We start from the raw sequence: 13,876 nt of genomic DNA on the forward strand, positions 1-13,876 counted from the left end.
ATAATGAAACAAGAACAGATAAAAAATAGGATGCTAAAAAGAGCTTCAAAGATGTGGGGCTATAGTGAATTAGAATCAGAAAACGCTTTTGATCCTGTATTAGAACTTATTCTTTCAGCTTGTGCTTCAGAACTTGAAAAATTGCGCTTTGAACAAGAAAATTCTCGCGCAAGAATTACAGAACGCCTCCTTGAAGTTATTTTTCCCGATGAAGTTACCGGTATTACCCCTTCTCAAACTCTTCTACAACTCACTCCTATAGAGAACAACGTACAAATATCTCGTTATAGTCATTTTAAAGCTGTTAAACGGATACAAAACTTGTACGATCCTACTCAAGTAAAAACAATGGACATCTTTTTTAGTCCTACCTTAGAAATGAAACTTACCACTGCTCAAGTAAAATATTTAATTTTTGGCAATAAAATATTGCAACAAGAAAGTTTTTTTTATCAGGAAGAGGTAGGATATTCTGAAAGAAACATTCCTTCAGGAGAGTTTTGGGTAGGGCTATACACCCCTGAGGTAGAAAAGTTGGAAGATTTATGCTTCTATATAGATATAAACAACAAAGAACAAAAAGAGTTTTTCAATTATTACTTGCAACAAGTAAAAGTGTTTTGTGGCGAAAAAGAATATGAATTAGTAGAAGGATATAATGTACCAACAAGTAATCTTGAATATGAAGATATTGTCTCTAAAAACTACACTAGCGTAGATGCTATTTATAATGAAGTAAATCAGTTCTATCAAGGAAATTTCTTTACTTTAAAAGGAAATATATATCCTGAAAGAGAAAAAAGTGAGTACATAACTTCTTTTATAGAAGAGAATTTTTCTAACCATCGTATTGCTACTGAAAAAGATATCGTTTGGCTGCGCTTTAAGTTCTATGAAGTAATTACCCCAAAAATCTTGGAAAATATACGCATTGCTTTAAACTGTATCCCTGTGGTGAATATGTACAACACTAAAAAAACCAAACGTATTAAGGGGCAACTAACCATCTATCCTATTATAGGAGATAACACCTTTTTGGATATTGACTACATTTCTGATGACGATGGAAAGCGATATGAAGTGAAAAACTATCAAAAGGATTCTGAAGATAATATTTCCTTCGTTTTAAGACGAGGTGGGGTAGCACGCTTTGATGAGCGAAGTGCTTTAGACCATTTACAACACACTTTAAGGTTGATAAGAGATGAAACAGCTTCTTTTTCCGCCATAGGAAATGACTTTGCTATCGATGCAGAACTTAGGCAAATAGGACAGAATCTAGCTTCTATCTACCAAAACATAAAGAAAAGAAGTCTTTCCTTAAACACCAATCCATTTCTAATCATTTCTTCTATGAATAAAGAATTGGATATGAGCTTTACTTTTTCCTATTGGCATACAGCAGGAGAAGAAGGAAATGATATAAAAACGGGAGTTTCATTAGAGTGTGATAAAAGTAATAAAACAGCTATTAAAAGTGCTATTACTGTTAAACCTTCTTTGGGAGGTAAGCGAGGGCTCAGCACTGCTGATAAGATTTTAGAATATCGCAATGCATTGCTTTCTCGAGGTAGAATTGTTACCATTGCCGATGTAAAAAACTTTGCTAAAAGCCATTTCAAGCACACAATCAAAGGATTAGAGGTGCAAAAAGGTACTAAAAAGGAAGTCTCACTAAAAGGAGGATTTAAAAGAACTATAGATATTTACCTAAATAAAAACAAAGAAGTAGATGTCAACGCAACAGAATGGGAATACTTAAGGGATAGTTTCTTGATTAAATTAGAAAAAGCCTCTACAAATATTTATCCTTATAGGATTTTTGAGAAGTAATTTAACATCACCGTGTAAAACTATACATTTCTTTTATAGGAATATATCAAAAAAAGCATCTTCTTTAGGTGCTTTTTCCTTTTCTTATCTAAAAATAATTAAACACATTTATTTGTTTTACAAGTAGTTAAAATATGTTTTAAAAATATTTTGAAAAATATTTGATTAAAAAATTGCATTGTATTTTAATTTTAACTACATTTGTCGCGTAATAAAGTTTGGTAAAAATTTAAAAACATTATTCAATGCTAACAAACAAAGGAATAGGAGGCAATGAAGTGCCTATAGACGCTAGTGAAGCTATTTTGGAAATAGCTCCTAACCGCACATTGATAGCTCAAAAGCTCAGTGCAGAAAACCCCGTAAAACCCGAATTAGTGGAAGGTCTCAATACCTTAGACAAGGTATTCGAGCACTTCAAGCCTACTATGAAAGTAGATTTTGAAGACAGTGAAGGAGCTACCAAAGTAGAAGAATTGACTTTTAAAAACTTGGGAGATTTTGGCACTAAAGGAATTACAGCCCAAAGCGCTTTCCTTACGGGATTGGCTACAGAAAAAGACCAATATCAGAAAATAATCAAACAACTCAAAACAAACAAACTCCTTAAAGCAGCCTTGGAAGATCCTGATGCTAAAAAAGCCTTACAAGATACATTAGAAGCTCTAATAGCTGAGTTGAGTTAATTCTTTAAATTCCCAATTAAATATTTGAAACGATGTCAAATAAAGTAGAAACAGTAAATACAGCATCACAAGCACAAGAATCTGTTAAGAAATCACCTATTTCATTAGAAAAGTCATTAGATAAATTAGTGCGTTATGGAGGGTTTGATTTGTTAGAAGCCTCCATAGAAAATGTACAAAATGTAAACCCTGATAGGAATGCTCGTAGAAAGATATTCCTTACCGAAAGTAGCAAGCAAAAAGAAAGAGATACCCTAAAGAAAACATTAGAACTTTGGGCAAGTGTACTAAAACAAAGCGATTCTTTGGTAGAAATGGTATCTCACTGCGAAGACCAACAAAAATCAGCAGAAGAGTTGCTTTCTAAAAACTTATACAATGCTGTAGAGGCTACTCGTGAGTTAGAAACAAACTATCGAACCATAGCTTTGTTCTACAAAAATACTGAGGAAGACAAAATCAAAAACATTACAGTGATGAACGCTTCCTTAGAGCAACTCAAAGACCTTGATAACACGCGTTTTATTGATACCATACACGCCGAACTTTCCGATAACTACGACCGTTTAGACCTTAGAAATAACTATGGCTTGTTAGTGATTCCAGGTTATTTAGGCTCTAATATGGTAGTCGAAAAATGGGCAAAAATCGCTCACGAAAACAAAGTAATGCTCGTTACTGACTTTGAACACTTAGATGAACCCGATGATGTAATGGAGATGTTCGACGAAGCAAACCTCACAGGTGGCGATGTGTATCGTGCCAATGTACTAATGACCTGCAACTGGCTAGTAGGTAGAGGTCGTTTCAATGAAATAGGCGAAACAACCGATTTGTTTGTCCCTCCTTCCGCCGCTTTAGCTGGAAAAATCTACAAAACATTGATGTCTCAGGTAACTGCAGGAAAGAAATTTGGAGGTATCAACGAAGTAGAAGGCGTCCGTTTCGACTTGAAGAAAAGCGAAATAGCCAACTTAGAAAGTTTAGGACTTATCCCTATGGTAAATGAATACGGAAAAGTAATGGCTTTCTCTGGCAAAACATTGTTCAATGGAGATAACTTAGGACTACAAACGTATTCTGTAGTACGTGTGTTCGACTATGTGACCAAAGTACTAATGGATTTCCTTAACCGTAGAGCTTTTGAGAATTTTACAGCTACTACTCGTAAGGATATTATGAACCAAATAGTCCAATTCTTGGATAGTATTACAGGTCCTAAAAACCTTATTGAGAATTTCGAGATAAGACGATTTGAACAAGACCCTAAACAAAAAGACAGAATCTATTTAGACATTCATATGAAACCTTATTTCCCTGCTAAAAACTTCCTTATCAAAATGGATGGACACAAGGGAACTGATGCTAATGAATGGGATACTGAATATGAACAAAAGTAAAGTACCTCTTATGAAGGGATGATTCACCTTAAACAATAAAACAAGGTTTAGACTTCCAACATAAGGCATTGGAGACATTTTATATATATATTTCCATAATTGGTATTATTGAGTATTAAATTTTAATTTATTTTAATTATGTCGTTTAAATGCAAACTGAATGTTGCTGGTAAAGAACGCAACATCGTTTCCGTGGACTACGGAATGTTACAAGAGACCGACGTCACAGGTAGACCTTCTTCGGTTACCAGAGGTGGCAAAATTACTATCACTGTGGAAAGCACAGGTGATACCGACCTTTTTGAGTGGATGACCAACTCTTTCGAACGCAAGGATGGAAGCATCATCTTCCTCAAAAGAGACAGTGAGGCTACTTTGAAAGAGCTGAAATTTAAAGAAGCTTACATCGTGAAGTACAAAGAAGATTTCGATGCAGCAGGTGATAATCCGCTGACAGAAACCTTTACACTCTCTGCTAAAGAGATTGAAATGGGTACAGCCAAACATACCAATGAATGGGTGTAATCTTCTTTTGATTTTTTAATGTAATTATTAATCTTTTAAATTTTTAAACGTATGTCTTTCAAAGCCAAACTTAAAGTAGCCGGCAAAGAATATAATGTTCTTAGCGTAAGTTATGCATTGTTCCAAGAAACAGATGCAACAGGTCGTCCTTCTACCGTTACACGTGGTGGAAAAATTGATGTAGTAGTGGAAAGCACAGGAGAAGCCGACTTCTTCGAGTGGATGACCAATTCTTTTGAACGTAAAGATGGTAGTATCACTTTCTTAAAAAGAGACAGTGAAGCTACCCTAAAAGAATTGAAATTCACTGAGGCTTACCTTGTAAAACATCGAGAGCATTTTGATGCCTCAGGAGAAAAACCCCTCACAGAATCCTTTACTATTTCTGCAAGGAAATTAGAAATGGGTACAGGTGCTTACGAAAATGAGTGGGTGTAAAACTTATGGAAATTGGGTAGCGCTTTAGAGTGCTGCCCAATTTTTGTAAAAAACAAACAGAATTTAAGTATAATCCATAAAATAAATAGAATATGTCTTTCAAAGTTAAATTAGAATTAGACGGAAAAACCTACAATGTACTCTCTTGTAGATATGAACTTACTCAAAATAGAGATAAAACAGGATTACCCAAAGGAATGCCCGAAGGAGGCGAAATACATCTTCGTTTAGAAAGTACAGGAGAACCTGATTTCTTTAAGTGGATGAAAGATAACAACGAGACCAAAGATGGTAAGATTATTTACTATCGTCGCGATGCTATGAGTAAGCTCAAAGAGCTTGTATTCAAAAAAGCTTTTTGTGTGAACTTTATAGAAGATTTTAATGCTGATAGTTCCGACCCTTTACAAATAGAACTCATTATATCAGCACAACAACTTATCACTAGTGGAATTACCTTTGAAAAGCAATGGAAAATGACGCTATAAAAACTTTTCTATTGTAAAATAAACTAATTTACACTGTATGAACTTAATACTATACTAAAATTACCTTTTAAAAGAGAATCTTATGAGTACAAATGATGAACAATTCACAGGTTATCGCACCAATCACCCCGATGATATCGCTCATTTTGCATCGGTGAGAAGTTTTCAAGACTTTTTGGTAGACAAAACCAATCCCGTAGTGATGGTTACCCTTACTATCAATGACAAAGGTTTTTTAGATAACGCTACTTTTGAAACACACCTTACCCAACACACCAATGCCCACGATGAGTTTACCATTATTGTCAACGATACAGCCATTGACGACTTCAAAGGGCAAGTGATGAAAAACTCCAAAGACCTTCTGGGAGAAAATATCACCATTCATTTTCATCAATTTGGAAGTGTCATTTATTCTTTTAAAGGGATTATAGCCAATATATGCAACAAGAAAAACGAAGGAGGAGGCTATGGCACGCTGCACATCTCAGGCTATGCGCCCAGTATAGTGTTAGACGGAGGCAAAACCTGTCAATCGTACGAAAACAAAACCCTCCCCGAAATCATCGCTGAAGCTACAGCCGAATACCCACAAGAATCACAAATCCACATAGAGGGTCTTATCAACAACGAAGAAAAAATCCCTTATACTGTACAATACAACGAATCCGACTATCAGTTTATCCAACGCCTTGCCAAACGTTATGGTGAGTTTTTCTACTATAATGGCACACAATACATTTTTGGCAGCAGGGCACAACAAACGGTAACCCTCTACGAAGGAGGCGATCTTTCAGAGGTAGAATTTGAACTGATGCTCAAACCTCAAAAGTTCAATTACCTGTCCTACAACTCACAAATGACCAGAACAGAGGTCAAAGGTAGCGAGCAAACAGAACCACAATACAAAGAAAATCCTTTTCAGTTTGCTGCTATTCAAGCCTCAGAGAAAGTATTTGCCAAAACCACCGACCAAACTTATGGAGCGTTGCCCGATGAGTTTAGAGGTGATTACCTAAAAGAAGCCGTACAAAGAGAGAAAGAAAAACGTGAACAGCTGATGCAAGTGCGAGGTAAGAGTCGCAACCCACACGTGCGCATTGGGGGCTTTGTAAAACTCAAGGACATCAACGATTTGCCGATGGAAACCTATCGTGTGATAGACGTAACCCACTATCAAGGCGAAGGAGACTATTACAACGAATTTATAGCCATTCCCGATGTATTTGTAGCCTATTATTACGATGAACAAGCTCTCCCGAGAGCCGAACAGCAACCAGCACGAGTGATTGACAACAACGACCCCGAAGGTTGGGGACGTGTGCGTGTACAATTTATATGGCAAGAAAAACACCAAACCAAAACCCCTTGGATACGCGTAGTACAACCCCACGCAGGAGGTGGCAAAGGCTTTTACTTCATCCCCGAAATAGGCGAAGAAGTATGGGTTGATTTTGAAGACCAAAATGCCGAACGCCCCTTTGTAGTAGGCAGCAACTACAACGGTAAGGAATACAGTAAATACCATACAGCAGGCAACGACAAGAAAGTGATACACACCCGCTCAGGTACTAAAATCATTCTCAATGATGGGGAAGGTAGTGTATTTATAGAAGATCCCAGTGGTAATACTTACCTAATGGATGGACAAGGAAATATCAATGTAAGTGCTCCTAAGAATATTAGTTTTACAGCGGGAGAAAATGTAAATATCAAAGCGGGAACTAATTGTATTATGGAAGTAGGAAATGATATGTTCACTACAGTACAGAATAACAATAGTGTAGAAATTGTTAATAATCATAGCTTTAAATCTAAGGACTACAAACAGACAGTACAAGGAGCTAAAACAATAGATATTGAAGGTAATTTGGTAGAAAACACAGCAGATACTACCCATACAGCAAAAAAAGGAAATATCACTATACAAAGTGCGGGGGTTTCTAAGGTGTTAGGTAAGATTGATGCTATGGTAAATAAAGGATAACTATGAAAAAAACATTATTATTTTTATTTTTAACCCTGCAGCTCGCTAGCTGTCAAAACCATAACAACAATAATAAGAATATGAATGAACCACAATACGATTGGGGCGTAGCGGTGAATACTCCCATAGGCTACCCTATACGTTTTTATGCCGCTATGGTGGGAGGAACTCCCATTGTAAGAGAGTTGTATACTAAAAAAGAAGAACCCGATTGGGGAAATGCTTTTGGTTATGAAAGCACTTCAATGGACAAACTACCTAAAAGCGTAGATATGGTATGGCTATCCTATAAAGAAGATTGCTTCTATAGGCTCAAAACGGCTATTGATTACGAAAAGATAGCAAAACTTTTTAGAGAAGGTTTTAATCAAAGAGTCCCTAATGGAGAAGTAAGACATAAAACCTATGATACTATAGTAGTGGGTATTGCTCCCGGTGGCGTAGTAGTGTTATGGGTGGGGTATGGTTATTTTCCTCTTACAGAAATAGGAAGGTACCAAGCAAAAAAAATAGATTTGAAAGAGCCACCTGGGTTAGATAGCCACGAACGCCTCATATTTAGCAAAGAGGATAGAGAAGAGGTTTTAAATAGTGACTTAACAATTCCTAAAGCGGTACGTGAAGCCAATAAAAACAAACCTATCCCCTTTGGCTTATGGGATAGTTATAGAAACCATCAATACCAATGGTTCCCTATCTACGAAATTCCCAATGGAAAAATAGGTGATGTAGACTATCGCTATTGGAATGGAGGAGCAGGCACTACCTTGTATACCGATTTTAATTCCTATATGGGTAAAGAAGATTTCTTCTATTTAGAAGAACCTATTCAAAAACGTCCCTTATTCAAAGAATTAGTTATCTCTTACAAAGCTGAAAGCGGACAAAAATATTTAGCAAAAGTTTGGTTTGATTGGGAAGCAGTAGTAACAGCTTATCAAAAAGTTTTTGGAAAAGAAGCCGATAAAGTAACGGCTCACTTAGATATTCGCGTAAATCGCAACAATACCTACCTCACCTTTCAATTGATAGGTGATAATGGCAAACAAACTTTTTTAGAACCTAAAGAATTAAAATTTTATAAGCTTTCCGATAAAAATTTTATAACCCCCACCCCTTTAGATTAAAAATATGCCGCAGAAATTTGTAATAAAACCATTATTATTTTTACTCTTAACCCTGCAGCTCGCTAGCTGTCAAAACCATAACAACAGTAATAAGAATATGAACGAACCACAATACGATTGGGGCGTAGCGGTGAATACCCCCATAGGTTACCCTATACGCTTTTATGCCGCTATGGTAGGTGGAAGACCCATTACAGGAGAATTATACACTGAAAAAAAGAACCCGATTGGGGTAATGCCTTGGGCTATGAAAGCCATTCAATGGACGAGCTACCTAAAAGTGTGGATATGGTATGGCTATCCTATAAAGAAGATTGCTTTTATAGGCTCAAAACAACTATTGATTACAAAAAGCTAGAAAAACTCTTTAGAGAAGGCTATAAAGAAAGATTTCCTAATGGAGAAGTAGATCATTCTACTTATGATACGGTAGTGGTAGGCATAGCTCCTGGGGGCGTAGTAGTGCTATGGGCAGGAGATGGCTATAAAAAAATTACTGAAATAGGAAGATACCAAGCTGAAAGAATAGAATTAAAAGAGCCTCCTGGGTTAGACAGCCACGAAAGACTTATATTTAGCAAAGAGGATAGAGAAGAAGTTTTAAATAGTGACTTAACAATTCCTAAAGCGGTACGTGAAGCTAATAAAAACAAACCCATCCCCTTTGGTTTATGGGATAGTTTTAGAGACCATCAGTACCAATGGTTCCCTGTCTATGAAATTCCCGACGGAAAAATAGGCGATGTTAGGGTAAGATATTGGAATGGAGAAGCAGGCACTACCTTGTATACTGACTTTTCCTCCTATATGGGCAAAGAAGATTTTTTCTATTTAGAAGAACCTACCCAAAAACGCCCCTTGTTTAAAGAATTAGTAATTTGGTATAAAGCAGAAAACGGAGAAAAATATTTGGCTGAAGTAAGTTTTGATTGGGAAGCAGTAGTAGCAGCTTATCAAAAAGTATTTGGAAAAGAAGCTGATAAAGTAACGGCTCACTTAGATATTCGCGTAAATCGCAACAATACCTACCTCACCTTTCAATTGATAGGTGATAATGGCAAACAAACTTTTTTAGAACCTAAAACATTAGAAATTTCAAAATTTACAGAGGAAGATATTATTCCTCCTACCCCTTTAGATTAAAAATATGCCCCAGAAATTTGTAATAAAACCATTATTATTTTTACTCTTAACTCTGCAGCTCGCTAGCTGTCAAAACCATAATAGCAATAATAAGAATATGAACGAACCACAATACGATTGGGGCGTAGCGGTGAATACCCCTATAGGTTACCCTATACGCTTCTATGCCGCTATGGTGGGAGGAACTCCCATTGTAAGAGAGTTGTACACTAAAAAGGAAGAACCCGATTGGGGGAGTGCATTAGGCTATGAAAGCCATTCAATGGACAAACTACCTAAAAGCGTAGATATGGTATGGCTGTCCTATAAAGAGGATTGCTTTTATAGACTCAAAACCGCTATTGATTACGAAAAGGTAGAAAAACTCTTCAGAGAAGGCTATGACCAAAGAGAGCCTAATGGAGAAGTAGATCACTCTACTTATGATACAGTAGTGGTAGGCATAGCCCCTGGGGGTGTAGTAGTGCTATGGGTAGGTAGAGGCTATAAAAAAATTACTGAAATAGGAAGATACCAAGCAGAAAAAATAGATTTGAAAGAGCCTCCTGGGTTAGATAGCCACGAACGCCTTATATTTAGCAAAGAGGATAGAGAAGAGGTTTTAAATAGTGATTTAACAATTCCTAAAGCAGTACGAGAAGCCAATAAAAACAAGCCCATCCCCTTTGGCTTATGGGATAGTTATAGAAACCATCAATACCAATGGTTCCCTGTCTATGAAATTCCCAATGGAAAAATAGGTGATGTCAATTACCGCTATTGGAATGGAGAAGCTGGTGCTACCTTGTATACTGATTTCGCTTCCTATATGGGTAAAGAAGATTTCTTCTATTTAGAAGAACCTATTCAAAAACGTCCCTTATTCAAAGAATTAGTAATTTGGTATAAAGCAGAAAACGGAGAAAAATATTTGGCTGAAGTAAGTTTTGATTGGGAAGCAGTAGTAGCAGCTTATCAAAAAGTATTTGGAAAAGAAGCCGATAAAGTAACGGCTCACTTAGATATTCGCGTAAATCGCGCCAATACCTACCCCACCTTTCAATTGATAGGTGATAATGGCAAACAAACTTTTTTAGAACCTAAAACATTAGAAATTTCAAAATTTACAGAGGAAGATATTATTCCTCCTACCCCTTTAGATTAAAAATATGCCACAGAAATTTGTAATAAAACCATTATTATTTTTACTCTTAACCCTGCAGCTCGCTAGCTGTCAAAACCATAACAACAGTAATAAGAATATGAACGAACAAGAATATGAATGGGGCATAGCAGTAAATACTCCTATAGGCTACCCTATACGTTTTTATGCCGCTATGGTAGGAGGAAGACCCATTGTAAGAGAGTTGTACACTAAAAAAGAAGAACCCGATTGGGGAAATGCTTATGGATATGAAAGCCTTTCAATGGATAAACTACCTAAAAGCGTAGATATGGTATGGCTCTCCTATAAAGAGGATTGCTTTTATAGACTCAAAACAGCTATTGATTACGAAAAGATAGAAAAACTCTTTAGAGAAGGCTATGAAGAAAGATTGCCTAATGGGGAGGTAAAACACACTACTTATAATACGGTAGTAGTAGGTATAGCTCCTGGCGGGGTAGTAGTGTTATGGGTTGGTAACGCCTATTTTAAAATTACTGAAATAGGAAGATACCAAGCTGAGAAAATAGATTTGAAAGAGCCTCCTGGGTTAGATAGCCACGAACGCCTCATTTTTAGCAAAGAAGATAGAGAAGAGGTTTTAAATAGTGATTTAACAATTCCTAAAGCAGTACGCGAAGCCAATAAAAACAAGCCCATCCCCTTTGACTTATGGGATAGTTATAGAGACCATCAATACCAATGGTTCTCTACTTTTGAAGTTCCCGAAGGAAAAATGGGTGATGTAGGGTATCGTTATTGGAATGGGGAAGCAGGAACTACCTTATATACCAAATTTACCTCTTTTATGGGCAAACAAGATATTTTTTACTTAGAGGAAAGTATTCAAAAACGCCCTTTATTTAAGAATCTGTTATTTTACTACAAAACTCAAAATGGACAAAAATACTTAGCAGAACTAAGTTTTGATTGGGAAGCAGTAGTAGCTGCTTACAAAAAAGTTTTTGGAGAAGATGCTGATAAAGTAACCGCTCATTTGGACATTCGGGTAAATCGCGCCAATACCTACCTCACCTTTCAGTTGATAGGCGATAATGGTAAACAAACTTTTTTAGAACCTAAAACAGTTGAAGTTTTTAAAGTGTCTGAAAAAGCCGTATATAAGCCCACTCCTTTTGAATAAAAACTAATTTAACTATGACACAGACATTTGTATATAACTCAGGGGCTCCCAAAGAGATAGATGGGGAAACTATTCGCTTAGAGTTTGGATTATTCTTTGATGGTACTCTCAACAACAAAGAGAATACAGATTTACGCTTAAAAGTACTCAACCAAAACGATCTTAAAATTCTTCCCTCAGATGATGAAAAAGAGGTAAAAAGAAAGGAAGGAGAGTTGAAATATCGAAGAAATAGAATTTCCGAGAGTTTTTTTGAGTTTATGATTCCTTATAACGACAAAAAAAATGTAGAAAACAAAACTGATATTACAGATTATCGTCGGGCAGATAGCAGAAATTGGTTAGATAAACAAGGGGTTGATAATAGTCTGATGAACGATTATACCAATGTAGCCCGTATGTGGAAATGCTGTAATGAAGATTATGCTATTTATATAGAAGGTATTGGTTCTCTTGATAGGCAAAAAGATATAAGTGCAGGCTTCCAATTTGGATCAGGAGATACAGGTATTAGAGGAAAAGTACGCAAAGGGTGTAAAATGTTAGCTGAAAAAATAAAAAGTAAGTTGTTATTTAGAGGAAGAACGAACATAGAACTTACCTTAGATGTGTTTGGCTTTAGTCGAGGGGCTGCAGCAGCACGTAATTTCCTCTATGAAGTAAATATCTCAAATAAAAGAGAAGAAGATGCTAAATTAGATAAAAGATTTGAAAAAACGGGGAGAAGACTATATAATGAGGGTAATCGTTATGGTTATAATGAGTATGCTTATTTTTATTATGATAAGGATAAGGTAAGAGTAAATATAGATTTCTTTGAAGAAGGTAAATGGCCTAAATATGGCTACTTAGGATACTATCTATTAAAAGAAGGAATAAATCCTAAAATATTAGATAAGATAAGGTTAGAGATAAGATTTGTAGGGATTTATGACACTGTTTCTTCCTATGAAGAATTTGGAAATATAAGCGGGCTTAACTTACTTGATAAAGGGATACAGCATAGTAAAAAAAGTTTTTTTGAAGATGATGTAGAACAACTACAGCTCAATAATTTGGGTAAATTCCAAAAAGCAGTTCATTTTACAGCAATGGATGAACATCGTGAAAACTTTGCTTTAACCCATTTCTCAGAAGAAATACTTCTTAATCCCAAACGTAATTGTATAGAAAAGGCTTTTCCTGGAGTGCATTGTGATATCGGAGGTGCTTATGAAACAGGTACTGAGTATGTTGATGAAATAGAAATTGATTATGATATTACTAATATTATTAATCATATATACTTAGACGTATTCCAACAGTATCTTATTTTAGAACATTGGTATAAGGAAGATCAATTGGATCAAAGTTTTGATAAGAGCTATTTCAAACTTTCAGGCACTCGTTTTTTACGAAAAGAATATAGTTATATCCCTCTACATTTTATGCAGCAATTTTTTAATGAGTTTTTAGGGAATAGCTATGCAAATGTAATTAGTAAAAATGTTGTTACTGATTATCCTATTTCTGATCCTCAAGACGAAATACTCATAAAAGTTAAAGAACGTTTGAGGAAATATGTCTTTAGAGATGAGAATAAAAAAGAAGAGGAAAGATCAGAAGAAGAAAAAGAGTGGAGATTTATTTCTGATGGAGAAAGAAAAAAACTACTTCAGGAAGAAGGGAGAAAAGTAATTGATGAAATTAAAAGCAAAAGACGAAAAGAACAGGAAAAGATAAAAAAAGAAGATCAAAATATGATGCTTCTAGAAGGAGGTACTTATAAAAAAACAGTTACTTTTGATAGTGAGCCAAAAATCAATTACGCAAAAGTTTTACAAGAAGTATATAAAAGAAACCCAATCATTGAAACACAGGATGTTTTAAGAATCCTCCGCAATAAATATCTTCACTGGTCAGCTAATAGAGATTGGTTTGGTATGCAACCAACTTCTGATAGAAAACGCAAAGAATATTAG

Annotated in this window: 11 protein-coding genes and 1 pseudogene; all 12 read left to right on the top strand. The window is 35.7% G+C overall.

Features of this window, described 5'->3' with window-relative positions; genetic code table 11:
* Window positions 1–3: 3 nt before the first annotated feature.
* The 12 genes and pseudogenes from HW278_RS05835 (at window position 4) to HW278_RS05890 (ending at window position 13,876) form a co-directional block, all read left to right on the top strand.
* On the top strand, window positions 4–1,833 hold the full coding sequence (locus tag HW278_RS05835) for a type VI secretion system baseplate subunit TssF (RefSeq protein ID WP_178977221.1): 1,830 nt from the start codon (window positions 4–6) through the stop codon (window positions 1,831–1,833).
* 245 nt (window positions 1,834–2,078) lie between these two features.
* Entirely contained in the window at window positions 2,079–2,519 is a 441-nt protein-coding gene (locus tag HW278_RS05840; protein WP_002682314.1) for a hypothetical protein, read from the top strand.
* Between the two features lie 32 nt (window positions 2,520–2,551).
* Window positions 2,552–3,919, top strand: a complete 1,368-nt coding sequence (locus HW278_RS05845) for a DUF5458 family protein (RefSeq protein WP_178977222.1) — start codon at window positions 2,552–2,554, stop codon at window positions 3,917–3,919.
* A 138-nt stretch (window positions 3,920–4,057) separates the two neighbouring features.
* Window positions 4,058–4,444 (top strand): type VI secretion system tube protein TssD, encoded by a 387-nt coding sequence (tssD, locus tag HW278_RS05850; protein WP_009411176.1) that lies wholly within the window; start codon window positions 4,058–4,060, stop codon window positions 4,442–4,444.
* Window positions 4,445–4,495: 51 nt separating this feature from the next.
* On the top strand, window positions 4,496–4,882 hold the full coding sequence (tssD, locus tag HW278_RS05855; RefSeq protein ID WP_009411177.1) for a type VI secretion system tube protein TssD: 387 nt from the start codon (window positions 4,496–4,498) through the stop codon (window positions 4,880–4,882).
* Between the two features lie 92 nt (window positions 4,883–4,974).
* Window positions 4,975–5,370: a type VI secretion system tube protein TssD gene (gene tssD / locus HW278_RS05860; RefSeq protein WP_095900710.1), complete on the top strand. Its 396-nt coding sequence runs from the start codon at window positions 4,975–4,977 to the stop codon at window positions 5,368–5,370.
* Between the two features lie 82 nt (window positions 5,371–5,452).
* Window positions 5,453–7,357 carry a type VI secretion system Vgr family protein gene (locus tag HW278_RS05865; protein WP_178977223.1) on the top strand — a complete coding sequence of 635 codons (1,905 nt, stop codon included), beginning with the start codon at window positions 5,453–5,455 and terminating at the stop codon, window positions 7,355–7,357.
* A 2-nt stretch (window positions 7,358–7,359) separates the two neighbouring features.
* Complete coding sequence (locus tag HW278_RS05870; RefSeq protein WP_178977224.1) at window positions 7,360–8,484, top strand: DUF2931 family protein; 1,125 nt, start codon at window positions 7,360–7,362, stop codon at window positions 8,482–8,484.
* Window positions 8,485–8,488: 4 nt separating this feature from the next.
* A pseudogene (locus HW278_RS05875) lies at window positions 8,489–9,627 on the top strand (DUF2931 family protein).
* Window positions 9,628–9,631: 4 nt separating this feature from the next.
* Window positions 9,632–10,771 carry a DUF2931 family protein gene (locus HW278_RS05880; RefSeq protein ID WP_178977225.1) on the top strand — a complete coding sequence of 380 codons (1,140 nt, stop codon included), beginning with the start codon at window positions 9,632–9,634 and terminating at the stop codon, window positions 10,769–10,771.
* A gap of 4 nt (window positions 10,772–10,775) precedes the next feature.
* Complete coding sequence (locus HW278_RS05885; protein ID WP_178977226.1) at window positions 10,776–11,915, top strand: DUF2931 family protein; 1,140 nt, start codon at window positions 10,776–10,778, stop codon at window positions 11,913–11,915.
* A 14-nt stretch (window positions 11,916–11,929) separates the two neighbouring features.
* Window positions 11,930–13,876 (top strand): phospholipase effector Tle1 domain-containing protein, encoded by a 1,947-nt coding sequence (locus HW278_RS05890; RefSeq protein ID WP_178977227.1) that lies wholly within the window; start codon window positions 11,930–11,932, stop codon window positions 13,874–13,876.

This window comes from Capnocytophaga sp. oral taxon 902 (assembly GCF_013394735.1).
Classification (GTDB): Bacteria; Bacteroidota; Bacteroidia; order Flavobacteriales; family Flavobacteriaceae; genus Capnocytophaga; species Capnocytophaga ochracea.

Bases quoted from the DNA above. Each gene is read 5' to 3' on its own strand.
- HW278_RS05840 (WP_002682314.1), top strand. From the start codon at position 2,079: ATGCTAACAAACAAAGGAATAGGAGGCAATGAAGTGCCTATAGACGCT.
- HW278_RS05845 (WP_178977222.1), top strand. From the start codon at position 2,552: ATGTCAAATAAAGTAGAAACAGTAAATACAGCATCACAAGCACAAGAA.
- HW278_RS05880 (WP_178977225.1), top strand. From the start codon at position 9,632: ATGCCCCAGAAATTTGTAATAAAACCATTATTATTTTTACTCTTAACT.
- HW278_RS05890 (WP_178977227.1), top strand. From the start codon at position 11,930: ATGACACAGACATTTGTATATAACTCAGGGGCTCCCAAAGAGATAGAT.
- tssD (WP_009411177.1), top strand. From the start codon at position 4,496: ATGTCTTTCAAAGCCAAACTTAAAGTAGCCGGCAAAGAATATAATGTT.
- HW278_RS05870 (WP_178977224.1), top strand. From the start codon at position 7,360: ATGAAAAAAACATTATTATTTTTATTTTTAACCCTGCAGCTCGCTAGC.
- HW278_RS05835 (WP_178977221.1), top strand. From the start codon at position 4: ATGAAACAAGAACAGATAAAAAATAGGATGCTAAAAAGAGCTTCAAAG.
- HW278_RS05865 (WP_178977223.1), top strand. From the start codon at position 5,453: ATGAGTACAAATGATGAACAATTCACAGGTTATCGCACCAATCACCCC.
- HW278_RS05885 (WP_178977226.1), top strand. From the start codon at position 10,776: ATGCCACAGAAATTTGTAATAAAACCATTATTATTTTTACTCTTAACC.
- tssD (WP_095900710.1), top strand. From the start codon at position 4,975: ATGTCTTTCAAAGTTAAATTAGAATTAGACGGAAAAACCTACAATGTA.
- tssD (WP_009411176.1), top strand. From the start codon at position 4,058: ATGTCGTTTAAATGCAAACTGAATGTTGCTGGTAAAGAACGCAACATC.